Genomic DNA, 26,988 nt, shown 5'->3' on the forward strand with positions numbered 1-26,988 from the left:
AGTGGGTAGGCCCCCTGTGGCATGAATATGTTGTCCGTTCGAGCGCGTGTACCTGGAGGTGAGCCGCTGTGGCGCTCTCGATTTCGTTGGTCGTGCTGCTGCTGATCATCGTCTTCATGCTCGTCCAGAAGGCTGGGCTGAAGTCGGGGCACGCGGTCCTCTGTGTGCTGCTCGGCTTCTACCTCGCCAGTTCGTCGATCGCCCCGACGATCGACGACCTCACGACGAACGTGGCGAACATGATCGGGGACGTGGATCTCTGATGCATGGCTGACCCGCGGCTCCGGCCGCGGGGCTCGTAGGCTGTGCTCATGACCCCGGTCCTTCCCGCCCGTCGCCTGCTCCTGGTACATGCACATCCGGACGACGAGTCGATCAACAACGGCGCGACCATGGCCAAGTACGCCGCCGAAGGTGCGCAGGTCACGCTGGTGACCTGCACGCTCGGCGAGGAGGGCGAGATCATCCCGCCCGCCCTGGCGCACTTGGCCGCCGACCGCGACGATGCGCTCGGCCCGCACCGGATCGGCGAACTCGCCGTGGCGATGAAGGCGTTGGGGGTCAGCGATCACCGCTTCCTGGGCGGTGCGGGACGGTACCGCGACTCCGGGATGATGGGCGCGCCGCAGAATGACCGCCCGGAGTGCTTCTGGCGGGCGGAGGTGGACGACGCCGCCGCCCACCTGGTCGAGGTGGTCCGTGAGGTGCGCCCGCAGGTCCTGGTGACCTACGACCCGCACGGGGGCTACGGCCACCCCGACCACATCCAGGCGCACCGCGTCGCCATGCGCGCGGCGGAGCTCGCCGCGGAACCGGCCTACCGCCGGGACCTGGGCGATCCGCACCAGATCGGCAAGATCTACTGGAACTGCGTCCCGCGCTCGGAGCTCGAGGAGGGCTTCGCCCGGCTGCGCGCCCAGGGCGACGGGGCCCCCTTCCCGGGGATCGCCTCGGCCGGGGATGTGCCGGGCGTGGTCGACGACGCGCGGGTGACGGCGACGGTGGACGGCGCCGCGTACGCCGAGGCGAAGGCGGAGGCCATGCGCGCCCACACCACCCAGATCACGGTCGACGGGCCCTTCTTCGCACTCTCGAACGATCTGGGGCAGCCGCTGTCCGTCATGGAGCACTATCTGCTCATCAGAGGGCAGGCGGTCGCCGCTTCCGGCTCGGACCGGGGCCGTGAGGACGATCTGTTCGCGGGGGTGTCGGCGTGACGGCCGCGCGCCTGGGGGCGTATGCGCTGCTCGGCGTGGTGGGGGTGCTGGTCGCCGCCGCGGGCGCGCTGGTCCAAGCGGCCTGGTTCCCCGGCGGGTTGCTGCTCGCGCTGCTCGCGATCGGCGCGCTGTGCTACGGCGGGGCCAGGGCGACCGACACCCGGGCGGGCGGGGTGGTGCCCGCCGGGGCGTGGGTGATCTCCGTGTTGTTTCTCACCGTGAGCCGTCCCGAGGGGGACTTTCTTTTCGGCGCCGGAGCGGGCTCCTATGCTTTTCTTCTTGGCGGAATGTTCGCCGGTGTGATGTGCGCCACGATGCCGAAGGTGTCGCAACCGGGCAGCGGCCCGGCCCGACTTGGTAAGTGACGTCACGTTTTCGCCTGGGCGTCCGCCAGGATGACGGACCGTGCCCGCCGGTGTGCGGGATGTGCTGTTACAGCGGTCGTCAAGTGCCTGCCCGCGTGGCCCAGTAAGGTGGTGCCGCCGCCGAGCCGCCCGCGCGAGTCTGACGGGCGGCGGAGCTAACTGGGAGAACCTGCTTTGAGCCGTGAATCTGACAGTTCGTCCTCCGGGACCCGCAAGGGCAGTGGCGCCGCCGCGTACCCGCCCGGCACCCCGCCGTACGGATCCCGCCAGTACCCCTCGCCGAACCCGGCACAGGAGGCCCAGGGCTCCGGTGACGGCGAGGCGCGTGCCGCGGCCCAGCCGGAGGAACCCAAGACCGAGACCACGCTGACGACCCGGATCCGGATCAACATCCCCGGGTCGCGGCCCATCCCGCCGGTGGTCATGCGCACCCCGGTCGGCGAGGAGGGCGTGCCGAACCAGCGCTCCGCCGACGACCCCGAGGGGGCCGACGGCCCGGCCGGGCCCGACGCCGCCCCGGCGGGCCCGGGCGCGGCCGGACCGGCGCGGGGGGAGCACGGGGAGCCCCCGGCGAACAAGCCCGAGAGGAAGAAGGAGGACCGGACCAGCGACTGGTTCGCGCCTCGTAAGGGCAAGGGCAACACGACGACGGGGAGCACGCCGCAGCCCCCGGTGCCCCCGGCCGCCACGCCGCCCGCCCCCGGGCCTGCCGCGGGCGAGCCGTTCGGGGCCGAGCCCTTCGGGGCCGGGGCGTTCGCGCCCGATGCCTCCGCCGCGCCCTCGGCCGCGGAGACCACGCAGCCGTTCCCGGCCCCCGACTTCTCCGCCCCCGAGAGCCCGTTCTCCGCTCCGGAGAGCCCGTTCTCGGCTCCGGAGACCACGCAGCAGTTCCCCGCCCCGTCGCTGGGCGGCGGGGCGGGTGCCGACCTGCCGTACTTCACCGACACCCCGCACAGCGGCTTCCCCGGGGTGGCGGAGCCCAGCGGCCCGACGACCGGCCCGGTCACCGGCGAGATGCGGCTGCCCACGCGGGCCCCGGGCGCCACCCAGCCGCCGCTCGGCGGCGGCGCCGGGCTCGCCGGGCAGCCGCCCACCCCGCCGAACGGCTCGCCGCTGTTCGGCAGCCTCGGCGCCACCACCGGCGCGAGCCCCGTGCCGTCGGCCGGGCCGTTCGACGGCCTCGGCGGCAAGCCGGGCCTGGACTCCGCCGCGAACCCGCCGCTGTTCCGCGACCCCGACCCGACCCCGGGCGGGGGCGTGCCGGCCGAGCATGTCTCCGGAGAGACGCTGGTCAGCGGCATCCCCGTCGTCCCGCCCGCCGAGAACCGGCCCGGCTCGGCCTTCCCGCCCCCCGGGACCGGCTCCGCCGCGCCCGCCCCCTCCGATGAGGCCGGCGCTCCGGCGAGCAGCCCCAAGCCGCCCGCCGCCCCGGCGGCCGCCCGCCCCAAGAAGAAGGGGCGCTCCAAGCTGGTTCTGGTGGTCGGCGCGCTCGTCTTCGTCGGCGGCGTCGCGTACGGCGCGGGCCTGGTGATGAACCATGCCGACGTCCCGAACGGCACCACCGTCCTGGGTGTCGACATCGGCGGCACCTCCAAGGAGACGGCCGTCCAGAAGCTGGACACCGCGCTGGAGGGCCGCACCACCGCGCCGCTGAAGGTGTCCGTGGACGGCCAGCAGAAGCAGATCAAGCCGTCCGTCGCGGGCCTGACGCTGGACACCGAGGCCACGGTCCGCGGCGTCGCCGGCCGCGACTACAACCCGATCACCGTGATCGGCTCGCTGTTCGGCGGCACCCACCAGGCCGATCCCGTTGTCACGGTCGACGAGGAGAAGCTGAAGGACGCGCTGGTACGGCTCGCGGGCACCTCGGGCACGGCGCGCGAGGGCACGATCGAGTTCAAGCCCGGCAAGGCCGTCGCGGTGTACGGCAAGGCGGGCAAGGGGCTGGACGTCGACAAGGCGGTCGCGGCGGTGGACGAGGCGTTCCGGCAGCGGGCCGCCACGGGTGAGAACAAGGTCATCACCCTGCCCGTCGTCACCAAGCAGCCGCAGATCAGCAACGCCGAGGTCGACCGGAAGATGCGGACCTTCGCAAAGCCCGCGATGTCGGACTTCGTCAAGGTCCAGACGGACCCGGCGCGCTCGCTGCCGCTGAGCCCGCAGAACTCCCTGTGGAAGGTCCTGTCCGTGCGGGTGGTGGACGGCAAGCTGGTGGAGCACTACGACCTGAACGCTCTGAAGGAGCTGTACGGCGGCCTCTTCGACGGCGTGCTGATCCAGCGGGGCAACGGCAGCAAGCAGCCCGTCGCCCCGACGGACGTCGCGGTGGCGCTGGGCCAGGCGCTGAAGGGCAAGACCCCGGCCGAGCGGATCGGCATCATCGAGACCAACGGCAACTGAGCAAGGCGCGTACGGCCCCCGTCCGCCACCGGGCGGGGGCCGTCGTATGCCCGGCGACGTCGTACGCCTGGCGCCGGGCCCGGCGACCGGGTGCGCGGGCGTGGTGTGCCCGGCCCGGACCATGACATCTGTCATGCCGAGACCACGACCGCTGACACTGCCGGGACGAGCCGAGCTGGGCGAAGCTTGGGCCATGACCGCAACAACCGCTCAGTCCGCTCCCGGCACGGCCGCCGGATCCGGCCGCGCCGAGGCGTCGGCGTCCGCGCCGGTGGTCGCCTTCGAGAAGGTGAACAAGAGCTACGGCAGCGTGCGCGCCGTGGCCGATCTGGACCTCACGCTGCACCAGGGCGAGACCGTCGCGCTGCTCGGGCCCAACGGGGCGGGGAAGTCCTCGACCCTCGATCTGCTGCTGGGGCTGCGCACCCCCGACTCCGGCCTGGTCCGGATCTTCGGCACCACCCCGCGCCAGGCCATCGAGGGCGGCCGGGTGGGCGCGATGCTGCAGAGCGGCGGGCTGATGGATGAGGTCACGGTCCAGGAGCTGGTTCGGCTCGCCTGCGATCTGCACCCCCGGGCCCATCCGGTGCGGCAGGTGCTGGAGGAGGCGGGCATCACGGACATCGCCGACCGGAAGGTGAACAAGCTCTCGGGTGGCCAGGAGCAGCGGGTGCGCTTCGCGCTGGCCACCGCGGGCGCCTCCGACCTGATCGTGCTGGACGAGCCGACCACCGGCATGGACGTCTCGTCCCGGCAGACCTTCTGGGCCGCGATGCGGTCACAGGCGCGGCAGGGCCGCACCATCCTCTTCGCCACCCACTACCTCGAAGAGGCCGACGCGATAGCCGACCGCGTGATCGTGCTGCACCGCGGGCGGGTGCTCGCCGACGGCACGTCCGCGGAGATCAAGGCGATGGCCGGGGCCCGGCGGATCTCCTTCGAGCTCGGCGAGCCGGCCGATGAGGCGGCGCTGCGGGCACTGCCGGGCCTGACCGGGATCGAGATATCGGGGCGTACGGTCAGGATGCGGTCCAGCGACGCCGACGCGACGGTCCACGCGCTCTACGGCCTCGGGGTGTATCCGCGCGGTATCGAGGTCGCGGGCCTCGGCCTTGAGCAGGCGTTCCTCACCATCACCGACGCCGCGACCGCCGAGGAGGCGGGACGATGACCACCCTGATCAAGCTGGAGATCACGCGCGCCCTGCGCAACAAGAAGTTCATGTTCTTCACGGTCATCTACCCGTCGGCGCTGTTCCTGGTGATCGCGGGGACCAGTGACACCACCTCCCTGGTGCCGCACACCCATCTGACGATGCCGCTGTACTACATGGTGGCGATGGCCTCCTTCGGCTCGCTGACGGCTGTGCTGATGGGCAACAGCGAGCGCATAGCCAAGGAGCGCGAATCGGGCTGGGTGAGACAGCTGAGGCTCACCGCGCTGCCCGGGCGCGGCTATGTGATGGCCAAGATCGCCTCGGCGGCGGTGGCCACCCTGCCGGCGATCGTGGTCGTCTTCGTCGTGGCCGCGGCCGTCAAGGACGTGCGGCTCGACGCCGCGTGGCAGTGGCTCGCCCTGACCGGCGCGATATGGGCGGGTTCCCTGGTGTTCGCCGCGCTGGGCGTGGCCATCGGCTATCTGGCGTCCGGTGACGCCGTACGCCCGCTGACGATGATCATCTACTTTGGCCTCTCGATCCTCGGCGGGCTGTGGTCGCCGACGACCGCGTATCCCCAGTGGCTGCAGAACATATCCGACTATCTGCCCACTCATGCCTATGCCGCGCTCGGTCAGGCGATCGAGCTGGGCGGCGCGCCGCACACCAAGGACATCGCCCTCCTGGCCGGCTATCTGGTGCTCTTCGCGGGCGCGGCCGCCTGGCTGTACCGCAAGGACACCCGCAAGGCATGAGCGGCGCGGACGAGCGGCCTGCGGAGGGGAGCGGGCGTGAGGCGGCGAGCGGGCGGGCCGAGCGGTCCGGCGCCCGCTGGGTGGCATGGTGCCGGTCGCTGACGCGGGAGGACGATGTGCTGACCGGCATCGGGCGCGAGGTCAGCGATCGCAGACAGGCCCTGATCAGGCTGCTGTGGGTCGGCATCTGGATGGCGTATATGACGGGCCCGGTCGGTGATCTGCTGGACGGCGGCCACCGCCCCCTCGCCACGGCCCTGGGCTGCCTGGGGCTGCTGGCCTTTCTCACCGCTTATTGCCAGCTCCTGTTCCGCAATGCCGGTCGGCCCCTGGACCTCAGAAAGGCCGGCGTGGGGCTGGTCGCGATGGCCGCGCTGGCCGCCGCCCTCGCGCTGACGCTCGGCGACACCTGGCTGGTGCTCTTCGTCTATGTGTCGGTGGCCTGCGGGGCGGTGCTCCCGATCAGGGCCGCGCGGCTGGCGGTCCCGCTGGTCACTGTCGTCCTGATGCTCGTCGGCCTGACGGCCGGGGACGCCCCGCATCTGCTTGCCGTCCTGGGGATCCCCGCGCTGCTCGGGGGGTTCGCGATGAGCGGGGTGCGGCAGTTGGTCCGTACGACCAGGGCGCTGCGGGAGGCGCGGGCCACCGTCGCCCATCTCGCCGCCAACGAGGAGCGGCTGCGGCTCGCCCGCGATCTGCACGATCTGCTCGGCCACTCCCTGTCGCTGATCACGCTCAAGAGCGAGCTGGCCGGGCGGCTCCTCCCCGACCAGCCGGAGCAGGCCGGGCGGCAGGTCGCCGATATCGAGCGGGTCAGCCGCCAGGCGCTCGTCGATGCACGGGAGGCGGTCCGCGGGTTTCGCCGCCCGACCCTGGAGGCGGAGGCGGCCGGGGCCCGGATCGCGCTGACCGCCGCGGGCATGGCCGCCGATCTCGGCCGGACCGCCGACGGCCATCCGGACCTGCCGCCCGATGAGGAGGGGGTCCTGGCGTGGGCGCTGCGCGAGGGGATCACCAATGTGGTGCGGCACAGCGGGGCACGGCGCTGCACGGTGACGCTCATCGAGGCCGGTGACGAGCTCTGCCTGACCATCAGCGACGACGGCCGGGGCCCCGAAGGCCCGCCGGGCAACGGGCTGTCCGGGCTGGCCGAGCGGCTGCAACTGGCCGGCGGGCGGCTGGAGACCGGGACGGGCGAGCAGGGCGGGTTCGTGCTCCGCGCGTACGTCGCCCTCTCCCGCCGCGCCACCGCCTCCGAGCTCGCCTCGCCGACTCCCGGGTAGCGCCGCCGGACCGGGGCGGGGCTTCGGACCGGGGCGGGGCTGTCAGAGGCGCCGCTTACGCTGGGCCCATGAACGGAGCGACGGGGGAGCCGGCCGTGGTGCCGGGAGGTCGTATTCGGGTGCTTCTCGCCGAGGACCAGTCGATGGTGCGGGAGGCGCTGGCCGCGCTGCTCGGGCTGGAGGGCGACATAGAGGTCGTCGCCCAGGTGGCGCGCGGGGACGAGGTGATGGACGCGGCCCGGGAGCATCGGCCGGATGTGGCGCTGCTGGACATCGAGATGCCCGGTATGACGGGTCTCGACGCGGCAGCCGCGCTTCGCCCGGCGTTCCCGGGGCTCAGGATAGTGATCCTCACGACCTTCGGCCGCCCCGGCTATCTGCGCCGCGCCATGGAGTCCGGCGCCGATGCCTTCCTGGTCAAGGACGCCCCCGCCGCCCAGCTCGCGGACGCGGTGCGCCGGGTGCTGCGCGGCGAGCGGGTCATCGACCCGACGCTGGCGGCGGCCGCGCTCGTGGACGGGGTGTGCCCGCTGACCGAGCGGGAGCGGGAGGTGCTGCGGTCCTCGGCGGACGGCTCGACCAACGCGGAGCTGGCGCGCAGGCTGAACCTCTCGCAGGGCACGGTCCGCAACTACCTGTCCACGGTCATCCAGAAGACCGCCGCCCGCAACCGCGCCGACGCGGTGCGGATCGCCCGCGACAAGGGGTGGCTCTGACCGCTGCCGAAGGCCGTCCCGTCGTCCGCGGCCGTCCCGGTGCGGTGGCGGTTCCGGTTCGCGGCCGTCCCGGTGCGTTGGCTGACCTGACGCGGTGCGCTGCTCAGTTCAGCCTCGCCCGGGCGGCCCGCGCCCGGCGCCGTACGGCCTCCGCCGCGTTCGGCTCCATGGCGGCCACGACCTCCGCGTACTCTTCCATCTCCTTCGCGCCGGCCACGAAGTCCCCGCGCTCCACGAGCAGTTTGGCCCGCTCGTAGCGGAGCCGGGCCGGGTGGCTGGGCAGCAGCAGGGACAGCTCGACCGCCCACAGCTGGACATCCGTGCGCTCGGGACGGGCGGCGGCCCAGGCGCGGATGTTGTTCAGGATCCGCAGCACGATCTCCAGTGGAGTGGCCGGGGCCGCCACCGTCGCGGCCGACGGGACCCCCAGCGCCCCCGCCACCAGCAGCGCCGCGTCCTCGTCGGACAGCACCCGCCCGCCGTCGAAGGGATCCGCCAGCACATGATGCCCGTACGGATCGCCGAAGCCGACCACGAAGTGGCCCGGCAGCGCCACCCCGTACACCGGCGCGCCCGCCCGCCGCGCCACCTCCAGCCACACCACGGACAGCAGGATCGGCAGTCCGCGCCGTCGCCGCAGCACCTCGTGCAGCAGCGAGGACTCCAGTCGCCGGTAGTCGGCCGCCGAGCCGCGGAAGTCGAAGCGGTCGCCGAGCAGCCCGGCCAGCGCCGCGGCCCAGGCGCCGGGCCCGCCGGGGGAGTAGGGCACCAGACCGGCCAGCCGGTCGAGTTCGACCTGTACGGCGTCGATTCCGTCCTCGTCCAGCTCCGGGTCGGCCTCCTGAGCCACCAGCAGGCACAGCAGCGCCAGATCGGGGCGCTCCTCGCGGGCCGCCTCCGCGAAGCGCCGGCGCCGGGCCGGGGTGTCGTCTCTGCGTGGCATAGGTGCCTCGTACCCGATCAGCGGTGGTTCTCGTGGGGATGGTTCTCGTGGGGTGCGCGCCAGTGGTGGTAGCTGTGGTGTGTGCTGAAGCCCATGCCCTCGTAGAGCGCCCCGGCACCGTCATTGTCCGCCTCGACCTGCAGATACGCAGCCGAGGCGCCCTCCTCGAGGGCCTTGCGGGCGAGCCCCGTCATCACGGCGGTGGCCAGGCCCTGCCGGCGCAGCAGCGGATCGGTCTCCACGGCCGTGAACCCGGCCCAGCGGCCGTCCACCACGCACCGCCCGATCGCGGCCGGGACGCCTGAGGCGTCGTCTGCTGTCGTTATGGTCGCGAACCACACCGACGGGCCGCCCCGGAGCACCCGCAGCACCTCGGGGGAGGGGTCGCCGGAGGAGAAGCGCTGGTAGCGGGCCAGCCAGGCGTCGTCGATATCGCGGGAGAGGGCGACCCGGGAGACATCGGCGTCCTTGTCCGCGATGGGGGCGAGGGCGGCGATGCGTATGTCCACGGAGACCTCACGGACCCAGCCGTGCGCCGCGAGCTCCGCGGCCAGCAGCTCCTGTGTCCCCTCGGCGCCGGTGCTGACCTGGATATAGGCGGGCAGCCCGCGCTCGGCGTACCAGGCGGTCACCCGCCGCAGCGCGTCCTCGACCGGTACGCCCGGATCGCCGAGCGGCAGCGCGGAGTTGGCGCGCCGGGTGAAGCCGCCCGCCGCGCGCAGCTCCCACTCCCCGAGCCGTACGCTCTCCACCGGCGGCCAGGCGCGGGCGGCGGCCCGGTCCAGTTCGGCCGCGGTCGCCGCCGGGCCGCGGCGGCGGGCCGGGGCCGCGGGCACGACCTTGCCCGCCACCAGCGAGGATTCCGCGATGCGGACCTCCTCTCCGGTGCGCCGAGTGACGCACAGCACACCGTGTGTCCAGGATGTGAGCACGCCGACCACGTCCGTGAACCGCGCGCCGCTGTCGCCACCCTCGATCGTCAGCCTGACGGACACGCGTCTACCCACGTCAGACGGGGTAATCCGGACCTCAAATCGTCCGCCAGTGGTGAAATCCACAGCTCTGCCCGCCCCTCACGTGCGTCCGGTGCCCAAGAACGGAGATACTAGGTGCGGGCATCGACGACGCCGCGCTCCCGCGCGATAGCAGCCCTAAGAGGAGGAACGACAGCGTGACCTACGTCATCGCGCAGCCTTGTGTCGACCTGAAAGACAAGGCGTGCATCGAGGAGTGCCCCGTCGACTGCATCTACGAGGGCCAGCGGTCCTTGTACATCCACCCGGACGAGTGCGTCGACTGTGGGGCCTGTGAGCCGGTCTGCCCGGTCGAGGCGATCTTCTACGAGGACGACACTCCCGAGGAGTGGAAGGACTACTACAAGGCCAACGTCGAGTTCTTCGACGAGCTGGGCTCGCCCGGTGGCGCGAGCAAGCTGGGCCTGATCGAGCGTGACCACCCCTTCATCGCCGCCCTGCCCCCGCAGGAGCACGACGAGTGACCTCGCGGCGCGCGGGCGCGTTCTAGAAGACGCCCCAGCACCGCGCAGCCCTCGGTCCCGCATGCCACCACGGCCTGCGGGGCCGGGCTGTTTTTCCCAAGAAAGCGAGCCTGTTGTGCCACCCGTCTCCGCCCGTCTCCCCGTCTTCCCCTGGGACCGGCTCGAACCGTACAAGGCGACCGCCGCGGCGCATCCGGACGGCATCGTCGACCTGTCGGTCGGCACCCCCGTCGACCCGGTCCCCGAGCTGATCCGCACGGCGCTGACCGGCGCGGCCGACAGCCCCGGCTATCCCACTGTATGGGGCACCGCCGCGCTGCGGGACGCGCTGACCGGCTGGGTGGAGCGGCGGCTGGGCGCGACGGGCGTGGACCACACCCAGGTGCTGCCGGTGGTCGGCTCCAAGGAGCTGGTGGCGTCGCTGCCCACCCAGCTCGGCATCGGCCCCGGCGACCGGGTCGCCTTCCCGCGTCTCGCCTACCCGACGTACGAGGTGGGCGCGCGGCTGGCGGGCGCGGAGCCCGTGCCGTACGACGAGCCGACCGAGCTCGACCCCGCGGGGCTGAAGCTGCTGTGGCTCAACTCCCCGTCCAACCCGACCGGCCGGGTGCTGGACAAGGACGAACTGCGGACCGCGGTGGCCTGGGCGCGTGCGCACGGCGTGCTGCTGGCCAGCGACGAGTGCTACCTGGAGCTCGGCTGGGACGCCGACCCGGTGTCCGTACTGCACCCCGAGGTCTCCGGCGGCAGCTTCGAGGGTTTGGTGGCGGTGCACTCGCTCTCCAAGCGCTCCAACCTGGCGGGCTACCGCGCGGCGTTCCTCGCCGGTGACGCGGCGGTGCTCGGCGAGCTGCTGCAGATCCGCAAGCACGGCGGGATGATGGTGCCCGCGCCCGTCCAGGCCGCCACCGTCGCCGCGCTGGGCGACGACGCGCACGTGGCCGAGCAGCGCGAGCGCTACGCCCGCCGCCGGGCCGAGCTGCGCGAGGCGCTCGAAGGGTGCGGCTTCCGCATCGAGCACAGCGAGGCGTCGCTGTACCTGTGGGCGACGCGGGACGAGCCGTGCTGGGAAACCGTCGGCGCGCTCGCCGAACTGGGCATCCTGGTGGCGCCGGGCGACTTCTACGGCGTGGCGGGGGAGCGGAACGTACGGGTCGCGTTCACCGCCACCGACGAGCGGGTGGCGGCGGCGGTCCAGCGGCTGGGCGGCGGTCCGCCCAGGCGCTGAGCGCGCGGCTGCACGGCCACGCGGCCACACGGACAGGCGACGGGCCCGGGGAGCGGATGCTCCCCGGGCCCGGGTGTTTCGCGCGTGGCTCGGCGAGTGAGCCGAAGGGGCGCGCCGCTGTCGAAAGGGAGAGCGCGCGCAGTCCCCGAGGTACGAGGGGGCGAGCACGGTCGACCGTCGACAGTGGCTGTAGCGCCCCGGAGGCGAACCGAGCCTCAAAAAGAGGGGGGCTGCTTTCAGCCGCCGAGGATCGGCAGGCCCTTGACCGACAGGCCGTCGGTCAGGGAGTTGGTGGGCAGCGTGCTCGGGGCGGCCGGGATGGCCTGGGCGGGCTCGCCGGCCGCGGCCTTTCCAGCGGCGGCCTTGGCCGCCTTCCTGGCCTTGCCGGCCTTGCCCGTGACAGCCTTGCCGACCTTTCCGGCGACGGCCTTGCCGCGGCTCGGGGCGGCGTGGCGGCCCTTGCTCCCCTTGGCCTTGGCCTTGGTCTCGGGCATGGTCTTGTCGGCCACCGCCTTGCCGCGGTCGCCCTTGTCGGCCTTCGCCGCCCCCACCTTTCCGGTCACCTTTCCGGACTTGCCGGCGACCGACTTCGCCCCGGAGGCCGCCTTGCCGGAGGCCGCCCTGGCCTCGGAGGTGGCCTTGCCCGCAGCGGCCTTGTCCGCGGGCCGGGCGACCGGAGCGGTCTGTTCCGGGCCCCGGAGGGCACGCGTGACGGTCCCGCCGGCCTTGCCGCCGACCTCGCCCGCCGCGCTTCCGACGTGCTGCGAGGCGGCGTCCGCGAGGCTGCCGACCGCGGCGGTGTCGAGCGCGCTCAGCCCGCCCAGCTTGGGGGCCTGCGTCAGGGACAGGTCCGCTGCACTCGCGGCGCCGGCGGCACCGACCACGGGAGCGGCGCCCGCTGCGACCAGCAGCGCGGTCCGGGCGATCCGACGCGTGAGGGGGAGGGACATGATGCTCCTTTGACGGAGGGACATTTGGCGTGGATGTCCGGCAGTCGGACGCAGTGAATACCGCGTGAGAAGCAGGAAGGTTGCGGTGCATCAAGGTAAAGAATTGGCAATGCATCGCATAATCCGTTTCGGATGTGAGCGAGCATCTGTAAATGTCACCGGACCCATTCTGACCCGCCGTCACCAGCGGTGATCTGCCGCGTTATCGGGCGATGGCGATACGAACTTCCGGTCCGGAGTCCTCGTCGGTGGTATGCCAGCCGGCCCGCAAATTCCCTGCGGTCCATACGTGGTTGCCGTAAGAAACGCGTTCGATGCGCAACTCGTCCGAGTGGGCCACCGCCCAATAGGCCAATTCCCAGCCGTTACGCTCCGCCCCGCCGCGGGCCCGGGTCGCCCCGGTCGACACCCGCACCGTATGCGCGGTCGCGGCGCGCCCGCCGCCCTGCCCCGCCGGCCGTACCGCCGCCGCCACCTCGGCGCCGAACTCCCGCTTCAACTCCGCCCGGACCCGCGCCGGATCGCCCGGAACCCCGTCGTCCGGCGGGCCGGGGCAGGAGAAGGCGGCCGCGGAACGCCCGGTCAGCGCACCGGTCAACACCACGGCCTCGGTCTCGTGCTTCGCGTACGCCTGCGGGTAACCGCTGTACTGCACCCGCTGGGCGGCCACCGTGAGCGGGAGCCGCGAGTAGCCGGGGACCTTCACCAGGTGGTCGTAGAACCGCCCTGTGGCGTAGACCGGATCCTGGATCTGCCGCGCGGTGCCCCAGCCCTGTGAGGGCCGTTGCTGGAAGAGCCCCAGTGAATCCCGGTCGCCACGGCGGATGTTGCGCAGCCCCGACTCCTGAAGTGCGGTGGCCAGCGCGATGGTGACGGCCCGCTCCGGCAGCCCCCGGGAGGCGGCCACGGCCTCGATCGTGGCCGCGTTCCCCGCCTGTTCGGGGGTGAGCGCCAGATACTCGCCCTCCGCCCGTACGAAGCAGCGGGGCGGGCCCCAGCCGCCGGACGCGATGTGCGCCGCCACATATCCGACGAGGGCCAGCAGTACGGCGCAGGCGATCGCGGCGCGTGTCCGACGGGCACGGCTGGCGAGGACGGGCAGGGGCACGGCGCACACGTTACTTGAGGGCCGCCCGACCCCGGACCGACATGTGTCAAGAGGCACGTCACCGGCCCGGGAGGCCCCGCCACCACCGCCCTGCCCGGCCGCCGCACCACCGCCCCGCCCGGCCACCGTCGCCACCGCCCCGCCACTGCCCGGCCGCCGTCGACGAGGACGGGCTAGGGTCGGTTGCATGGCACATCCCGCACTTGATCTGTCCCTGGACGCCGCCCGGCTCACCGCCCAGCTCGTCGACTTCCCCTCGGTCAGCGGCGACGAGAAGGCGCTCGCCGACGCCGTCGAGGAGGCGCTGCGCGCCCTGCCGCATCTGACCGTCGACCGCGACGGAGACGCCATCGTGGCCCGGACGAACCTGGGGCGGGCGGAGCGGGTGGTGCTCGCGGGACATATCGACACCGTGCCGATCGCCGACAACGTCCCCTCCCGGCTCGACGGTGAAGGCGTGCTGTGGGGCTGCGGCACCTCCGATATGAAGTCCGGCGTGGCCGTACAGCTGCGCGTCGCCCAGGCCGTGCCCGACCCGGGCCGCGATCTGACCTTCGTCTTCTACGACCACGAAGAGGTCGCCCTCGAGCTCAACGGGCTGCGCCGGCTCGCCGAGCGGCACCCCGAGTGGCTGGCCGCCGACTTCGCGGTGCTGCTGGAGCCCACCGACGGCAAGGTCGAGGCCGGCTGCCAGGGCACCCTGCGGGTGCGGGTCACCACCAGCGGCAGGCGCGCCCACTCCGCGCGCAGCTGGCTCGGCGAGAACGCCATCCACAAGGCCGCGCCCGTCCTCGACCGGCTGGTCGGCTATCAGCCGCGCCGCGTGGACATCGACGGGCTCACGTACCGTGAAGGTCTCAACGCGGTGCGTATCGAGGGCGGCCACGCGGGCAACGTCATCCCGGACTTCTGCGCCGTGACCGTCAACTACCGGTTCGCCCCCGACCGCTCCGAGGCCGAGGCGCTCGCGCATGTGCGCGAGCTCTTCGACGGATTCGAGGTGGAGGCCACGGACAGCGCGCCCGGCGCGCTGCCGGGCCTGTCCCACCCGGCCGCGGCCGCTTTCGTCGAGTCGATCGGCACGGAGCCGGCCCCCAAGGACGCCTGGACGGACGTCGCCTTCTTCTCGGCCCTCGGCGTGCCCGCGATCAACTACGGCCCGGGCGATCCGCTCCTCGCCCACACCCGCGAGGAGCATGTGAACACCGCGGCGGTGCTGGAGGCCGAGCAGCGGCTGCGGGCCTGGCTGACCGCCTGACCGCCCTTTTAGGGCCCATTTGAGGGCTCGGTTCCGACTTGGCTGACGCGCCGAATCCAGGGGCCTACGCTGAACGACAGATCTGCGGCTGTTCGGAGGCAGATCGTGGCGAAGGGAGCACACATGGGCAACGCCGAGGACGAGCGGACGCTGCAGGAGCAGCGCGAGGGCCCGGTCGTGCGCCGACGCCAGCAGATGCGGCCCGGCACGACCGACCAGCGGCTGCTGGACAGCCAGGGAGCGACCCACTGGGTGCACGAGGACCCGTTCCGGGTGCTGCGCATCCAGTCGGAGTTCGTCGAGGGCTTCGGCGCGCTCGCCGACCTCGGCCGGGCGGTCAGCGTCTTCGGGTCCGCCCGTACGCCGGAGGGGTCGCCGGAGTACGAGGCGGGGGTGCGGATCGGGCGGGCCCTCGCGGAGGCGGGGTTCGCGGTGATCACGGGCGGCGGCCCGGGGGCGATGGAGGCGGCGAACAAGGGCGCGTGCGAGGCGGGCGGGGTCTCCGTCGGGCTCGGCATCGAGCTGCCGTACGAGCAGGGCCTCAACCCGTATGTCGACATCGGTGTGAACTTCCGCTACTTCTTCGTCCGCAAGACGATGTTCGTGAAGTACGCGCAGGGGTTCGTGGTGCTGCCCGGCGGGGTCGGCACCCTGGACGAGTTCTTCGAGGCGCTGACCCTCGTGCAGACCAAGAAGGTGACCCGCTTCCCGATCGTCCTCTACGGCAGCGCCTACTGGCAGGGCCTGGTGGCCTGGCTGAAGGACACGCTCGTCGCGCAGGGCAAGGCGAGCCCGATGGACCTGGAGCTGTTCCGCCTCACGGACGACGTGGACGAGGTGGTCGAGCTGATGACGAAGGAGTCCGGCGGCTGACCCACCGGCCGATCCGCCGGGTCACCCGTCGGCCGACTCCTCGGCCGACCCGCGTCGCCCGGGGCCCGTCGCCCGTCGCCCGGCGCCGTCAGGCCACGCCGCGCCGGGCGACCGCCGGGGGCCGGTGACCGGCGATGGAGGACACCATGTCCAGCACCTGGCGGGTCTCGGCCACCTCGTGCACCCGGTAGACCCGCGCGCCGAGCCAGGCCGAGATCGCGGTCGTCGCGAGGGTGCCCAGCAACCGCTCCTTGACCGGCCGGTCCAGCGTCTCGCCCACGAAGTCCTTGTTGGACAGCGAGACCAGCACGGGCCAGCCGGTCTCCGCCAGCTCGCCGAGCCGCCGGGTCGCCTCCAGCGAGTGCCGGGTGTTCTTGCCGAAGTCGTGGCCCGGGTCGATCATGATCGACTCGCGCTCCACGCCCAGCTCGACGGCGCGCCGCGCGAGCTCCAGCGTGACCCGCAGGATGTCGGCCACCACATCGTCGTACGCGACCCGGTGCGGCCTGGTGCGCGGCTGGGCGCCGCCCGCGTGGGTGCACACCAGACCGGCGCCGTACCGGGCCGCGACCTCGGCCAGCTTGGGGTCGACCCCGCCCCATGCGTCGTTGAGCAGATCCGCGCCCGCCTCGCAGACCGCCTCGCCGACCTCGTGGCGCCAGGTGTCCACGCTGATCACCACGTCGGGATGGCGCCGGCGCACCTCGGCCACGAAGCCCACCGTGCGGCGCACCTCCTCGGCGGCGCTCACCTCGTCGCCGGGACCGGCCTTCACCCCGCCGATGTCGACGATGGCGGCGCCCTCCGCCACCGCCTGTTCGACACGGTCCAGGGCGGGCCCGTCGTGGAAGGTGGCCCCCCGGTCGTAGAAGGAGTCCGGCGTCCGGTTCACGATCGCCATGATCACTTGTTCGTTCCCGCCGAACTCACGCCGTCCGAGCCGTAGCATCCGCACTTCCTCTCGCTTCCTCCCCAGAGGGGCTGCGAGCGACGATAACTGTCGGTGGGGCATGGCACGATCGAGGCAGACTGGTAGGACGTACGCGCGCACCCGGGGAGACGATCGTCGTGTTTTGGTTCTTGCTGATCGCGCTGGTCGTGGTGGTCGGCGCGGTCACGGTCGCGGTCGTCGGAGGTGGCGACGGCGGCGCGCTGGCCGAGGCGCCCCCCGACCGGCTCGATGACGCGCTGCCCGCCGACCGGCCGCTGGGCCGTGCCGATGTGGAGGCCCTGCGCATCCCGATGACCGTGCGGGGCTACCGCATGGCCGATGTCGACGATGTGCTGGGCCGGCTCGGCGCCGAGCTCGCCGAGCGCGACGCCCGGATCGCCGAGCTGGAGACGGCCCTGGCCGGGGCGCAGGCGTCGGCCCACGGCGGGCCCGGGCTGCTGCAGCAGCCCGGCGGTCTCCCGCCGCACGACATCGCCCCGCCGGGCCTGCCGCCGCATGACATCGCGGCGCCCGGTATCCCGCGCGATCTGCCGCCGCCCGGGCTGCCTGCCCACGACCTGCCTGCCCACGGCCTGTCCCCGCACCCGTACGACCCGCACCCGTACGACCCGCCCCCGCAGTATCCGCCCGCGCCGGACGTCCCGCCGCGCGGGCCGGAAGGGGAGGGCGCATGAGTGAGCGAGCAGTGACGAGGGAAGCCCGCGCGTGGGAGCGTGCCGGGACTGAGCGGGAGGGAGGGGCATGAGTGCCGGGGAAGTGGTGCTGGGGCCGGACGGGCTGCTGCGCTGCCCATGGGGCGGGCTGGAGACCGAGAGCATGGCCGACTACCGCGTCTACCACGACACCGAATGGGGCCGCCCGGTCCATGGTGACGACGCCCTGTTCGAGCGGATCTCCCTGGAGGCGTTCCAGTCCGGTCTGTCCTGGCTGACGATCCTGCGCCGCCGCGAGGGCTTCCGTGCCGCGTTCGCCGGGTTCAAGATCGCGGCGGTCGCGGAGTTCACGGAATCGGATGAGCAGCGGCTGCTCGGCGACTCCCGCATCATCCGCAACCGGGCCAAGATCTCGGCCGTCGTGTCGAACGCGCGGGTGGCCGCCGAGCTGGCGCCGGGCGAGCTGGACAAGCTGATCTGGTCCCACGCTCCGAACGCGGTCGGCCGCCCGGCGCCGCGGACCTTCGAGGACATCGCCCCGATCACCCCGGAGTCGACGGCGCTGTCCCGCGACCTCAAGAAGCGCGGCTTCCGTTTCGTCGGACCGACCACGGCCTATGCCCTGATGCAGGCGTGCGGCCTGGTCAATGACCACCTGGCCGACTGCCACGTCCGGGGCGCCTGACCCGGTTCAGCGGCCGGTGAAGTGGGGCTTCTGCTTCTTGACGAAGGCGTCCACCGCGGCCAGGTGGTCCTCCGAGGCGCCCGCGCGCCGCTGGAGCTCCTCCTCCTTGGCCAGCGCCTCGGTCAGGCCGTGCCCGGCCGCGTAGGCGAGGGATTCCTTGATCGCCGCGTAGGCCGCGGTCGGGCCCTCCGCCAGTTGCCGGGCCACCGCAGCAGCCTGGGCAGCCAGCTCCGCGGCCGGGACGACCTTGTTCGCGATGCCCAGGTCGTAGGCATCCTGAGCGCTGATCGAGCGCGGGAAGAGCAGGAGGTCGGCGGCGCGGCCGTGGCCGATCAGCCGCTGCAGGGTCCAGGAGACGCCGGAGTCGGCGGTGAGGGCGACCCCGGCGAAAGAGGTGTTGAACGAGGCGGTGTCGGCGACGAGGCGGTAGTCGGCGGCGAACGCGAAGCCCGCGCCCGCGCCCGCCGCGACCCCGTTGACCGCGGCGACGACCGGCTTCGGCATTCCGGCGATCGCGGTCACGATCGGGTTGTAGTGCAGCCCGACGGTGCTCATGGTCGAGCCCTCGCCCTCCCCCGCCCGGTCGGCCGCCAGCAGCTCGATGTGCTCCTTGAGGTCCTGGCCCACGCAGAAGGCGCGGCCGGTGCCGATGAGCAGCACGGCCCGTACGGCCGGGTCCCCGGCGGTCTGGAGCAGGGCGTCGCGCAGGGCGACCTTGGTGGCGATGTTGAGCGCGTTCATGGCGTCGGGACGATTGAGGGTGATCGTCGCGACGCCGTCGGTCAGCTCGTAGAGCACGGTGTCGGCCATGGCGGGTCCTCCGGTGCGGCTGGGGCGCGGCTCGGGTGGCGCCGCATCGGCGGCCCGGTACGGGCCCCGGCGCGGCGGTCAGCGCTCAGCATGCCGAAAGATCGGCGCGACCGACATGTGACCTGCGTCAAAGAATCTGGTGCTTCGTGAACCGCCGCCGGGACGCGCCCCGGGCATCGGCGCCCGTACGGTATCGCGACCCCTCCCCGAATTGGGTGGTTTTGGGCGAGCGGGTTGTGCAGGGGTTGCCGACTGATGTTGGTCATCGGGTCGTGCCATGCGGGATAATGACAAGGAAGCAACGTGTTCGATGCCGGTGACACCTGGGTTGTCGGCTGCGATGAGCTGGTTTCAGGAAGGGGAACGAGCATGGCGGCCATGAAGCCGCGGACGGGCGACGGCCCGCTCGAGGTGACCAAGGAGGGGCGGGGCATCGTCATGCGCGTTCCGCTCGAAGGCGGCGGTCGGCTCGTCGTCGAGCTGACACCGGACGAGGCCGACGCGCTCGGCGACGCTCTGAAGAAGGTTGTCGGCTGAAGCCATCGGTCCCACCACCACCCGTGTGCCGCCCCGGCGGCCGGTATGGACATATACCGGCCGCCGGGGCGGTGCTTTGATTTCGAGGCCCCGCCTGGTCTCTGCCCGTCCCCGCGTACAGCCGCGTACAGCCGTGGCTGGCCGCGCTTGACCGCTAGCCGCGCTTGACCGCGCAGAGCAGCCCGTCGCCCACGGGCAGCAGGGACGACTGGAGCACGGTGGACTCCCGTACGGTGCGCAGCAGCTCGCGCAGGCGCAGTACTTCGGCCGGCTGCACCGCGGAGTCCACGGTCCGTCCGTTCGCGAAGACGCCCTCGAAGCAGACCAGTCCGCCGGGGCGCAGCAGGCGCAACGATTCACCGAGGTAGTCGAGGCACTCGGAGCGGTCGCCGTCGCAGAACACCAAGTCGTAGCCGCCGTCGGCGAGCCGCGGCAGGACGTCCAGCGCCCGCCCGGGGATGAAGCGCGCCCGGTTCCCGGTGAAGCCGGCGGCGCGGAACGCCTGCCGGGCGAACTGCTGCATCTCCGGTTCGGAGTCCACGGTGGTCAGCACTCCGTCCGGCCGCATGCCGTTCAGCAGGTGGATGCCCGAGACCCCGGTCCCGGTGCCGATCTCGGCGACGGCCTTGGCGTCCGCGGCGGCGGCGAGCAGGCGCAGCGCCGCGCCCGTGCCGGACGACACCGAGCGCATCCCCGCCTCCCGGGCCCGGTCACGGGCCCAGCGCAGGGCTGCGTCCTCGGCGACGAACGCATCGGCGAACGCCCAGCTCGTCTGCCGGTTGGCGGTAATGGCCCTCTCCTGTCCCCGTAGTTGACGCAAGCGTGACTGTAGCCGCTGCGCCCGGGAACCCGCAGATGGGACCGGGCGTTGGAAGGGGAGGGGGGGAGCATATGGATCGCGAACAAATGCAGGTCAAAAATGCTTATCCGGAGCTAACGGGCGAGGTGGATATGGTAGGGGCTCTACTGGACACCACCAGAGCCGACAGGGGAGGTGCGGCTGCGGCCGGTGACCGGAGAGTGCTTAGGCGCTTTCGCAGGTCAGCGGGCGAGCCGAAATCCGTGACCAACATTGCTGACCGTCCTCGTTCCGTCGATACCGCTACGACCGCGACCTTCGCCACCGACGCGGACGCTCCGGCGTGGACACCTCCTACCTGGGAGGAGATCGTCAGCACGCACAGTGCACGGGTCTACCGCCTCGCGTATCGCCTCACCGGCAATCAGCACGACGCCGAGGATCTGACCCAAGAGGTCTTCGTCCGGGTCTTCCGCTCGCTGTCCACCTACAGCCCCGGGACCTTCGAGGGGTGGCTGCACCGCATCACCACCAACCTCTTCCTCGACATGGTCCGCCGCCGCCAGCGCATCCGCTTCGACGCGCTCGGTGAGGACGCGGCCGAGCGGCTGCCCAGCCGTGAGCCCTCTCCCCAGCAGCATTTCAACGACACGCACTTCGACGCCGATGTGCAGCAGGCCCTCGACACCCTCGCGCCTGAGTTCCGCGCGGCCGTCGTGCTCTGCGATATCGAGGGGCTGTCGTACGAGGAGATCGCCGCGACCCTCGGTGTGAAGCTCGGCACGGTGCGCAGCCGGATCCACCGTGGTCGCTCGCATCTGCGCAAGGCCCTCAAGCACCGCTCGCCCGAGGCCCGGGCCGAGCAGCGCACGGTGACGGCGGTGCCCCACCCCGCCGCCGCGCCCCGGTTGAGCGGGGAGGTCGGAATCGCGTGACCCGGTCAGGCGGTCAGTCCCCCGCCGAGCAGCATCTCGGCGACCGCCTTGCAGCTCTGGTCGATGGCGAGCTGGGGCACGACGCGCGTGAGCGTGTGCTCGCACACCTCGCGACGTGCTGCAAGTGCAAGGCGGAGGCCGACGCTCAGCGGCGGCTGAAAAATGTATTCGCGCAGACGGCGCCTCCCGCTCCCTCGGAGGGCTTTCTCGCGCGGCTCCAGGGCCTGCCGGGCCTGTCGGCGGACGATACCGACGGCGGCGGTGGCGACAGCTCGCCGTTCGGCGGCTCGAGCGTCTTCGGCGTCCCGGACACCCGGGGCGTCCGTGGCGTGCACGAGGCACGGGAGCAGGCGTTTGCGTTTTTGCCCACAAGCCGGGCGGTGAGCCCGGCCGCCTCGTCCGCCGCCGTCCCGCGTGAGCGCGGGTTCCGGATCCATGAGGTCGGTCGCCCCGCCCCGCGCCGGCGGTTCGCCTTCGCGGCCGCGGGAGCGGTGTCGCTGGCCGCGTTCGCGCTCGGCGCCGCGCTTCCGCTGGACGCGGCGGTCGACTCGCCCGGCAGCCAGGCGGAGGGCTCGGACAGCGCGGTGAGCCCGGTCGGCGTGAGTTCCGCGGTCGAGGAGACCGAGACCATGGGGTTGCGCGAGCGCACCCGCCGTGAGGTGGGGCTGCTGGATGTGGCCGCTCCGGTGGACACGACCTCCCCGAGTACGACGCACTCCCGGACCCTCAGCGAGGCCTCCGGCGGCGTCCCGGATCCGCTGATCCAGCCCATCCTGGCGGCCACCCGGCTGCTGCGCGCCGCCGCGGCCACGCCCGCGCCGACCCAGATGGCGGACCCCTCCCAGCCGGCGACTCGGACCCCGCCGTACCACGGATTCAGCGCGCCCCCGAAGTAGCGGGGGCCGACGGGCGGCGCGCCCTGGCCCGGCGGCGGGGCGGTGCGGGGCGGCTCGTGGCGTACGCACTGCGCGGGCGTCGGCGGACCTGATTGAATCGGCTACCGGGCAGCGCCACCCGGTGGCGGTGGCGGCTGTCCCGAGGCGGCGCAGTCCGCGCCGTGTCGCGGGAAACCTGGGGAGATCATGGACGAGGGTAAGGCCACCGGGCCCAAGCCGAAGTGGTGGAGCCGCCCGGACGCGCGGCTCGGTCGCCGTTCTTCATCCGAGGCCGATGCGCAGCCCGCGGGAGACACCACGGCGGGGGATCCGACGGCGGCGGTGGGCGCGGCCGACGGCGGCGTCGGGCGCGCGCCGGGCACAGCTGACGGAGCGTCGGCCGCCGCGGCGCCGGGCGATACGGTGCCGGGCGATACGGGGGCGGTTGACTCGGTGCCGGGCGACGTGATGGCCGCCGGGGCCGAGGCCGGACCGGCGCCCATGGCCCAAGCCCCCATAGACAATGCTGCCGGTGACGGTGTGTCGGACCAGCCGCCGTCACCCGCGGCCGGCGTCCACAGCGGCGATGGCGAGGGTGGCGGGGACGGAGCCGCGGCGGGAGCCGAGTCCGGTGCCGAGGGCGGACAGACCGCCCATCCGCTGCACGCCCCCGACCCGTACAGCACCCCGCCCTATGGCGGTCCCGGCCCCTGGGCGCCCGCCCCTCCTGTGCAGCGGCCCATGCCGACCCCGGCCCATGGCACCACCCTTCCGCCCGGCATCCACCCCGGCGCGACCCCCGCGCACGGCACCCAGGTGCCGCCCGCGGCGGCCCAGGCCGTGCCGCCACCCGGGATGACCCCGGCCCACGGCACCCAGCTGCCCCCGGCCGCGATGGCCCCGGCCGGGATGACTCCGGCCCACGGCACCCAGCTTCCGCCGGGCACGCAGCTCCCGCCGGGCGCGCAGGCGGACCCGGCCGCCGCCACCGCCCAGCTGCCGCAGCAGTCCGGGCAGCCCCTGCAGTCCCAGGCGGGGCAGGCCGCGCAGTGGCAGCACTACGACCCGTGGACCTCGGCCCCGGACGTGCCGCGGAAGCCCTCGCGCCGCCGCGGACTGGTCGGGGCCGTGCTGATCGCGCTGATCGCGGGCTGCCTCGGCGGCGGTATCGGCGCGTATCTGGAGCATGAGCGCACCACCGAGGACAGCGCGGTGCACCTCCCGCAGGCGTCGGCCGACCAGGGGGCCGTCGACCCGGACAGCGTCTCGGGCATCGCCGCGCGGGCGCTGCCGGGCGTGGTGACCATCCATGTCAGCGGCGGTACGGAGCAGGCCACCGGCACCGGCTTCGTGCTCGACGGGCAGGGCCATATCCTCACCAACAACCACGTCGTGGAGCCCGCCGGTTCGGGCGGCGCCATATCGGTGACGTTCAGCGGCGGCGAGGTGGCGGACGCCAAGGTGATCGGCCGGGACAGTGGCTACGACCTGGCGGTCATCAAGGTCGACGGTGTCTCAGGACTGCATCCGCTGGCCCTCGGCAACTCCGACTCCGTGCGCGTCGGCGACCCCGTCGTGGCGATCGGCGCGCCGTACGACCTGGCGGGCACCGTGACCTCCGGGATCATCAGCGCCAAGGAGCGCCCCATCACCGCGGGCGGTGAGCAGGAGGACGGCAGCGATGTCAGCTATGTCGACGCGCTCCAGACCGACGCCCCGATAAACCCGGGCAACTCCGGCGGCCCGCTGGTGGATTCCAAGGCGCGGGTCATCGGCATCAACAGCGCGATCCGCGCGGCCGACGACGGTTCGGGGCTCGGCGGCAGCCAAGGCGGCAGCATCGGCCTGGGCTTCGCGATCCCGATCAACCAGGGCAAGCGGGTCGCCGAGGAGCTGATCAACACCGGCAAGGCCACCCACCCTGTGATTGGTGTCACGCTCGACATGGAGTACGCGGGGGACGGCGCCCGGGTGCACGCCCGGGGCGCCGACGGCCCGCCGGTCAACCCGGGTGGCCCGGGTGACAAGGCCGGGATCAAGGCCGGCGACATCGTCACGGAGGTGGACGGCGTACGGGTGCACAGCGGCCAGGAGTTGATCGTCAAGATCCGCAGCCACCGCCCCGGCGACCGGCTCCGGCTGACGCTGCGCCGGGACGGCCGGGAGCGGACGGTGGAGCTGACGCTCGGTTCGGCCAGCGGCAGCAGCTGACACGCCCGGCTGGTGACGCCGGGGGCACCTTCCAGCCAGCTGGGGGAGGGGGATGTCAGGAGGCACCTCCCAGCGGTAGCCGGGGGAGGGAGACGCCCGATGTTGGTCCGGGCGTCTCCCTCCCTGCCCCTGCCGACAGGTACCGTGTTCAGTGGCCTGGACCGTGGCCACAGACGTCCCTAGGAGCTGCAAGGTGTTCTTCGACATAGGACCCCTCGAGCTGATCGCGCTCGTCATCCTTGCGGTGCTCGTCTTCGGCCCGGAGAAGCTTCCGAAGGTCATCCAGGATGTGTCGCGGTTCATACGCAAGGTGAGGGAGTTCTCCGACAACGCCAAGGAGGACATCCGCTCCGAGCTGGGCCCGGAGTTCAAGGACTTCGAGTTCGAGGACCTGAACCCGAAGAATTTCGTCCGCAAGCATGTGCTCGACTCGGACGACATGGGCCTCAAGGAGATCCGTAACGGCTTCGACCTCCGCAAGGAGATGGCCGAGGTCGCGGACGCGGTGAACGGCCGGGAGAGTGACGCCGCACACGGCTCTTCCGGTTCTTCCCCGACCTCGAAGTCCGGCGGCGGATCCGGCTCCGACAGCGGCTCCAGCACCCCTGACCTGCTGCGCAAGCGCGAAGAGCCGGGGCGCGAGGAGCGTCCGCCTTTCGACTCCGACGCCACTTGATCCCCCCGTATGCCCGGCCTGGTTGACCCGTATGGCTATCCTCCCTTTGTCCGGGGTGAGGTCGCCTGAGGGGGGCGGGCCGCCCACGACGCAGGGCAACGAGGAGGCTCCGCGCAGATGGAGACGACGAGTCGGCTAGGGGAGCAAGGGGTGGCTGGTACAGCGGGCGCGTCCGCCGAGGACGCCGCGTCGGCCGCTCAAGGGATCCCCGCGGACGCTCGGCGGAGGGTCGACGGCTATCTGCTGGCCGCCTTCCCGTGGTACGGCCTTGACGAGGCGTTCACGGGGCGGCGCCGGCTGATGCAGGTGGGCGCGGCCGCGGACGGCACGGTCGAGCACGGCTCCACCGGGCACGGCGACGAGCCGTCGCTGCGCGCCGAGACCGAGCCGGACCAGCAGCGCTTCGCGGTCGTGGTGACCGTGGCCAGCCGCCCGGTGCGGGACAGCGCGGACGGTACGGGCGTGCTGGAGGCCACCTCGGTCGCCTCGGCGGCCTGGCTGGCCGGGTCCGGCCTGCTGTCGTCGACCTGGCCGACGCGTATGGAGCGCGCGCTGCGCCAGGACTGGCTGGACCAGCAGACCGCGATCGCCTGGGAGCTCGCGGACGACCTCGACGGCCCGGGCTGGTCGCAGCTGTCGCTGCCGGTGGACGGGGTGCCGACCGACTTCCACTACCGCGAGTCCGAGTACGGCTGGGTGCTGGCCGGATCGGCCCGCGAGGGCGTGCACATCGGCGCGTACGGGCGCGGGATGAGCGCGTACGGGCTGGGCTTCGCGGTGATCAAGGACATCACCGCGTACGAGTAGCCGAGACCAGGCAGCTGCCGAGGCAGAACAGCCGGACAGCAGGCAGCACGAAAAGACCGGGCGGCCCCCCTGAGGAGGCCGCCCGCAGCTCTTCGCGCCCGCTCGCCGAGCCCGCTCAAGGCCCGCTCAGAACTTGTTGCGCGGTGTGATGCCCAGCGACATACCCGCCAGCCCGCGCTGCCGCCCCCCGAGCTTGCCCGCGATGGCCCGCAGCGCGCTGCCCGCCGGGGAGTCGGGGTCGGTCAGCACGACCGGCTTCCCCTCGTCGCCGCCCTCGCGCAGCCGCACATCGATCGGGATGGCGCCGAGCACCGGCACCGTGGCGCCGGTGGCCCGGGTCAGGCCGTCGGCGACCGTCTGGCCGCCGCCCGTACCGAAGACGTCGACCATCTCGTCGCAGTGCGGACAGGGCAGTCCGGACATGTTCTCGACCACGCCGACGATCTTCTGATGGGTCTGGACCGCGATCGAGCCCGCCCGCTCGGCGACCTCGGCGGCAGCCATCTGCGGCGTGGTGACGACCAGGATCTCGGCGTTGGGCACGAGCTGGGCCACGGAGATCGCGATATCGCCGGTGCCCGGCGGCAGGTCGAGCAGCAGTACGTCCAGGTCGCCCCAGTAGACATCGGCGAGGAACTGCTGGAGCGCGCGGTGCAGCATCGGCCCGCGCCACACCACCGGTGCGTTGCCCGGGGTGAACATGCCGATCGAGATGACCTTCACGCCGTTGGCCGACGGCGGCATGATCATGTTCTCCACCTGGGTGGGGGTGCCGTCGGCGCCCAGCATGCGCGGCACCGAGTGGCCGTAGATGTCGGCGTCCACGACGCCGACCTTCAGACCGTCGGCGGCCATCGCCGCGGCCAGGTTGACCGTCACCGACGACTTGCCGACGCCGCCCTTGCCGGACGCCACCGCGTACACCCGGGTCAGCGAGCCCGGCTTGGCGAAGGGCACCTCGCGCTCGGCCTGGCCGCCGCGCAGCGAGGTGGCCAGCTCGCGCCGCTGCTCGTCGCTCATCACATCCAGCTCGACGGTGACGCCGGCCACGCCCGCGACCCTGGACACCGCCTCCTGCACTCGGGCGGTGATCGTCTCGCGCATGGGACAGCCGGAGACCGTGAGGTAGACCGCCACCGCGACCGTGCCGTCCGCCGCGATCTCGACGGATTTGACCATGCCGAGGTCCGTGATCGGCTTGTGGATCTCCGGGTCGTTGACCGTCGCGAGTGCGGCGCGCACCGCGTCCTCGGTCGGTGTGGGGGCAGTGTCGGTAGCCATACGGAGATGGTACGGCG

Annotated in this window: 28 protein-coding genes; 20 read left to right on the plus strand and 8 right to left on the minus strand. The window is 72.7% G+C overall.

The window, feature by feature from the left end; all coding sequences use genetic code 11:
• The first annotated feature begins 68 nt into the window (after positions 1-68).
• The 8 genes from ACWDSL_RS16140 to ACWDSL_RS16175 all read left to right on the plus strand — a co-directional run bounded on the left by ACWDSL_RS16140 (position 69) and on the right by ACWDSL_RS16175 (position 7,892).
• Positions 69-263 carry a hypothetical protein gene (locus ACWDSL_RS16140; protein ID WP_014176694.1) on the plus strand — a complete coding sequence of 65 codons (195 nt, stop codon included), beginning with the start codon at positions 69-71 and terminating at the stop codon, positions 261-263.
• A gap of 48 nt (positions 264-311) precedes the next feature.
• On the plus strand, positions 312-1,217 hold the full coding sequence (mshB, locus tag ACWDSL_RS16145; protein WP_450485754.1) for an N-acetyl-1-D-myo-inositol-2-amino-2-deoxy-alpha-D-glucopyranoside deacetylase: 906 nt from the start codon (positions 312-314) through the stop codon (positions 1,215-1,217).
• Complete coding sequence (locus tag ACWDSL_RS16150; RefSeq protein WP_450485756.1) at positions 1,214-1,582, plus strand: DUF6113 family protein; 369 nt, start codon at positions 1,214-1,216, stop codon at positions 1,580-1,582. Before mshB ends, ACWDSL_RS16150 begins: the two co-directional genes overlap by 4 nt.
• A 174-nt stretch (positions 1,583-1,756) precedes the next feature.
• Positions 1,757-3,982 carry a hypothetical protein gene (locus ACWDSL_RS16155; protein WP_450485758.1) on the plus strand — a complete coding sequence of 742 codons (2,226 nt, stop codon included), beginning with the start codon at positions 1,757-1,759 and terminating at the stop codon, positions 3,980-3,982.
• Positions 3,983-4,175: 193 nt separating this feature from the next.
• On the plus strand, positions 4,176-5,153 hold the full coding sequence (locus ACWDSL_RS16160) for an ABC transporter ATP-binding protein (RefSeq protein ID WP_450485760.1): 978 nt from the start codon (positions 4,176-4,178) through the stop codon (positions 5,151-5,153).
• Positions 5,150-5,893, plus strand: coding sequence for an ABC transporter permease (locus tag ACWDSL_RS16165; protein ID WP_450485762.1), 744 nt, complete (start codon positions 5,150-5,152; stop codon positions 5,891-5,893). Before ACWDSL_RS16160 ends, ACWDSL_RS16165 begins: the two co-directional genes overlap by 4 nt.
• Positions 5,890-7,176, plus strand: coding sequence for a sensor histidine kinase (locus ACWDSL_RS16170; protein ID WP_450485764.1), 1,287 nt, complete (start codon positions 5,890-5,892; stop codon positions 7,174-7,176). Before ACWDSL_RS16165 ends, ACWDSL_RS16170 begins: the two co-directional genes overlap by 4 nt.
• A 68-nt stretch (positions 7,177-7,244) precedes the next feature.
• Positions 7,245-7,892, plus strand: a complete 648-nt coding sequence (locus tag ACWDSL_RS16175) for a response regulator (RefSeq protein ID WP_450485766.1) — start codon at positions 7,245-7,247, stop codon at positions 7,890-7,892.
• A 103-nt stretch (positions 7,893-7,995) separates the two neighbouring features.
• On the opposite strand, the gene ACWDSL_RS16180 is transcribed toward ACWDSL_RS16175, so the two are convergent.
• Both ACWDSL_RS16180 and ACWDSL_RS16185 read right to left on the minus strand, forming a co-directional pair.
• Entirely contained in the window at positions 7,996-8,835 is an 840-nt protein-coding gene (locus tag ACWDSL_RS16180; protein WP_450485768.1) for a transglutaminase family protein, read from the minus strand.
• A 17-nt stretch (positions 8,836-8,852) separates the two neighbouring features.
• A complete protein-coding gene (locus tag ACWDSL_RS16185) occupies positions 8,853-9,893 on the minus strand; it encodes a GNAT family N-acetyltransferase (protein ID WP_450485770.1) in 1,041 nt (346 codons plus the stop codon).
• Positions 9,894-10,006: 113 nt separating this feature from the next.
• On the opposite strand from ACWDSL_RS16185, the gene fdxA reads away from it, so the two are divergent.
• Together fdxA and dapC are read left to right on the plus strand one after the other, a co-directional pair.
• A complete protein-coding gene (gene fdxA / locus ACWDSL_RS16190) occupies positions 10,007-10,333 on the plus strand; it encodes a ferredoxin (RefSeq protein ID WP_014054705.1) in 327 nt (108 codons plus the stop codon).
• Between the two features lie 115 nt (positions 10,334-10,448).
• The gene (gene dapC / locus ACWDSL_RS16195; protein WP_450485772.1) at positions 10,449-11,561 is read left to right on the plus strand and encodes a succinyldiaminopimelate transaminase; all 1,113 of its coding nucleotides are present in this window, start codon (positions 10,449-10,451) and stop codon (positions 11,559-11,561) included.
• A gap of 236 nt (positions 11,562-11,797) precedes the next feature.
• On the opposite strand, the gene ACWDSL_RS16200 is transcribed toward dapC, so the two are convergent.
• Both ACWDSL_RS16200 and ACWDSL_RS16205 read right to left on the minus strand, forming a co-directional pair.
• Positions 11,798-12,511, minus strand: a complete 714-nt coding sequence (locus tag ACWDSL_RS16200; protein WP_450485774.1) for a hypothetical protein — start codon at positions 12,509-12,511, stop codon at positions 11,798-11,800.
• A gap of 202 nt (positions 12,512-12,713) precedes the next feature.
• Positions 12,714-13,619 (minus strand): hypothetical protein, encoded by a 906-nt coding sequence (locus ACWDSL_RS16205; protein WP_450485776.1) that lies wholly within the window; start codon positions 13,617-13,619, stop codon positions 12,714-12,716.
• A 187-nt stretch (positions 13,620-13,806) separates the two neighbouring features.
• On the opposite strand from ACWDSL_RS16205, the gene dapE reads away from it, so the two are divergent.
• Both dapE and ACWDSL_RS16215 read left to right on the plus strand, forming a co-directional pair.
• Positions 13,807-14,877, plus strand: a complete 1,071-nt coding sequence (gene dapE / locus ACWDSL_RS16210; protein WP_450485777.1) for a succinyl-diaminopimelate desuccinylase — start codon at positions 13,807-13,809, stop codon at positions 14,875-14,877.
• Between the two features lie 123 nt (positions 14,878-15,000).
• Positions 15,001-15,750, plus strand: a complete 750-nt coding sequence (locus tag ACWDSL_RS16215; protein ID WP_450485779.1) for an LOG family protein — start codon at positions 15,001-15,003, stop codon at positions 15,748-15,750.
• A gap of 88 nt (positions 15,751-15,838) precedes the next feature.
• On the opposite strand, the gene folP is transcribed toward ACWDSL_RS16215, so the two are convergent.
• Complete coding sequence (gene folP / locus ACWDSL_RS16220; RefSeq protein WP_450485781.1) at positions 15,839-16,699, minus strand: dihydropteroate synthase; 861 nt, start codon at positions 16,697-16,699, stop codon at positions 15,839-15,841.
• 119 nt (positions 16,700-16,818) lie between these two features.
• On the opposite strand from folP, the gene ACWDSL_RS16225 reads away from it, so the two are divergent.
• Positions 16,819-17,376: a cell division protein DivIVA gene (locus ACWDSL_RS16225; protein WP_450485783.1), complete on the plus strand. Its 558-nt coding sequence runs from the start codon at positions 16,819-16,821 to the stop codon at positions 17,374-17,376.
• A gap of 67 nt (positions 17,377-17,443) precedes the next feature.
• The gene (locus ACWDSL_RS16230; protein WP_450485785.1) at positions 17,444-18,040 is read left to right on the plus strand and encodes a DNA-3-methyladenine glycosylase I; all 597 of its coding nucleotides are present in this window, start codon (positions 17,444-17,446) and stop codon (positions 18,038-18,040) included.
• 6 nt (positions 18,041-18,046) lie between these two features.
• Here the strand turns inward: ACWDSL_RS16230 and chcB are convergent, their stop codons facing one another.
• Positions 18,047-18,850 carry a 2-cyclohexenylcarbonyl CoA isomerase gene (gene chcB / locus ACWDSL_RS16235; RefSeq protein WP_450485787.1) on the minus strand — a complete coding sequence of 268 codons (804 nt, stop codon included), beginning with the start codon at positions 18,848-18,850 and terminating at the stop codon, positions 18,047-18,049.
• A 369-nt stretch (positions 18,851-19,219) separates the two neighbouring features.
• On the opposite strand from chcB, the gene ACWDSL_RS16240 reads away from it, so the two are divergent.
• Positions 19,220-19,387, plus strand: a complete 168-nt coding sequence (locus ACWDSL_RS16240; RefSeq protein WP_003966491.1) for a DUF3117 domain-containing protein — start codon at positions 19,220-19,222, stop codon at positions 19,385-19,387.
• A 154-nt stretch (positions 19,388-19,541) separates the two neighbouring features.
• On the opposite strand, the gene ACWDSL_RS16245 is transcribed toward ACWDSL_RS16240, so the two are convergent.
• Positions 19,542-20,207 (minus strand): O-methyltransferase, encoded by a 666-nt coding sequence (locus ACWDSL_RS16245; protein WP_089504983.1) that lies wholly within the window; start codon positions 20,205-20,207, stop codon positions 19,542-19,544.
• 131 nt (positions 20,208-20,338) lie between these two features.
• On the opposite strand from ACWDSL_RS16245, the gene sigE reads away from it, so the two are divergent.
• From sigE to ACWDSL_RS16270, 5 genes are all read left to right on the plus strand, one after another.
• The gene (sigE, locus tag ACWDSL_RS16250; RefSeq protein ID WP_450485789.1) at positions 20,339-21,121 is read left to right on the plus strand and encodes an RNA polymerase sigma factor SigE; all 783 of its coding nucleotides are present in this window, start codon (positions 20,339-20,341) and stop codon (positions 21,119-21,121) included.
• Positions 21,118-22,017, plus strand: a complete 900-nt coding sequence (locus ACWDSL_RS16255) for an anti-sigma factor family protein (RefSeq protein ID WP_450485791.1) — start codon at positions 21,118-21,120, stop codon at positions 22,015-22,017. Before sigE ends, ACWDSL_RS16255 begins: the two co-directional genes overlap by 4 nt.
• Positions 22,018-22,203: 186 nt before the next feature.
• Positions 22,204-24,207, plus strand: a complete 2,004-nt coding sequence (locus ACWDSL_RS16260; protein ID WP_450485793.1) for a trypsin-like peptidase domain-containing protein — start codon at positions 22,204-22,206, stop codon at positions 24,205-24,207.
• A gap of 193 nt (positions 24,208-24,400) precedes the next feature.
• Entirely contained in the window at positions 24,401-24,883 is a 483-nt protein-coding gene (locus ACWDSL_RS16265) for a sec-independent translocase (protein WP_385620544.1), read from the plus strand.
• 117 nt (positions 24,884-25,000) lie between these two features.
• The gene (locus ACWDSL_RS16270; RefSeq protein ID WP_450485795.1) at positions 25,001-25,690 is read left to right on the plus strand and encodes a hypothetical protein; all 690 of its coding nucleotides are present in this window, start codon (positions 25,001-25,003) and stop codon (positions 25,688-25,690) included.
• 126 nt (positions 25,691-25,816) lie between these two features.
• On the opposite strand, the gene ACWDSL_RS16275 is transcribed toward ACWDSL_RS16270, so the two are convergent.
• Positions 25,817-26,971 (minus strand): Mrp/NBP35 family ATP-binding protein, encoded by a 1,155-nt coding sequence (locus tag ACWDSL_RS16275; RefSeq protein WP_450485797.1) that lies wholly within the window; start codon positions 26,969-26,971, stop codon positions 25,817-25,819.
• Positions 26,972-26,988: the final 17 nt, after the last annotated feature.

It is taken from the genome of Streptomyces sp. NPDC000941, assembly GCF_053599555.1.

Excerpts from the sequence above, each read along its gene's own strand:
- mshB (WP_450485754.1), top strand. The coding sequence starts at position 312 with ATGACCCCGGTCCTTCCCGCCCGTCGCCTGCTCCTGGTACATGCACAT.
- ACWDSL_RS16160 (WP_450485760.1), top strand. The coding sequence starts at position 4,176 with ATGACCGCAACAACCGCTCAGTCCGCTCCCGGCACGGCCGCCGGATCC.
- ACWDSL_RS16165 (WP_450485762.1), top strand. The coding sequence starts at position 5,150 with ATGACCACCCTGATCAAGCTGGAGATCACGCGCGCCCTGCGCAACAAG.
- ACWDSL_RS16170 (WP_450485764.1), top strand. The coding sequence starts at position 5,890 with ATGAGCGGCGCGGACGAGCGGCCTGCGGAGGGGAGCGGGCGTGAGGCG.
- ACWDSL_RS16175 (WP_450485766.1), top strand. The coding sequence starts at position 7,245 with ATGAACGGAGCGACGGGGGAGCCGGCCGTGGTGCCGGGAGGTCGTATT.
- ACWDSL_RS16180 (WP_450485768.1), bottom strand. The coding sequence starts at position 8,835 with ATGCCACGCAGAGACGACACCCCGGCCCGGCGCCGGCGCTTCGCGGAG.
- ACWDSL_RS16200 (WP_450485774.1), bottom strand. The coding sequence starts at position 12,511 with ATGTCCCTCCCCCTCACGCGTCGGATCGCCCGGACCGCGCTGCTGGTC.
- dapE (WP_450485777.1), top strand. The coding sequence starts at position 13,807 with ATGGCACATCCCGCACTTGATCTGTCCCTGGACGCCGCCCGGCTCACC.
- ACWDSL_RS16215 (WP_450485779.1), top strand. The coding sequence starts at position 15,001 with ATGGGCAACGCCGAGGACGAGCGGACGCTGCAGGAGCAGCGCGAGGGC.
- folP (WP_450485781.1), bottom strand. The coding sequence starts at position 16,699 with ATGCTACGGCTCGGACGGCGTGAGTTCGGCGGGAACGAACAAGTGATC.
- ACWDSL_RS16230 (WP_450485785.1), top strand. The coding sequence starts at position 17,444 with ATGAGTGCCGGGGAAGTGGTGCTGGGGCCGGACGGGCTGCTGCGCTGC.
- chcB (WP_450485787.1), bottom strand. The coding sequence starts at position 18,850 with ATGGCCGACACCGTGCTCTACGAGCTGACCGACGGCGTCGCGACGATC.
- ACWDSL_RS16240 (WP_003966491.1), top strand. The coding sequence starts at position 19,220 with ATGGCGGCCATGAAGCCGCGGACGGGCGACGGCCCGCTCGAGGTGACC.
- sigE (WP_450485789.1), top strand. The coding sequence starts at position 20,339 with ATGGTAGGGGCTCTACTGGACACCACCAGAGCCGACAGGGGAGGTGCG.
- ACWDSL_RS16260 (WP_450485793.1), top strand. The coding sequence starts at position 22,204 with ATGGACGAGGGTAAGGCCACCGGGCCCAAGCCGAAGTGGTGGAGCCGC.
- ACWDSL_RS16270 (WP_450485795.1), top strand. The coding sequence starts at position 25,001 with ATGGAGACGACGAGTCGGCTAGGGGAGCAAGGGGTGGCTGGTACAGCG.
- ACWDSL_RS16275 (WP_450485797.1), bottom strand. The coding sequence starts at position 26,971 with ATGGCTACCGACACTGCCCCCACACCGACCGAGGACGCGGTGCGCGCC.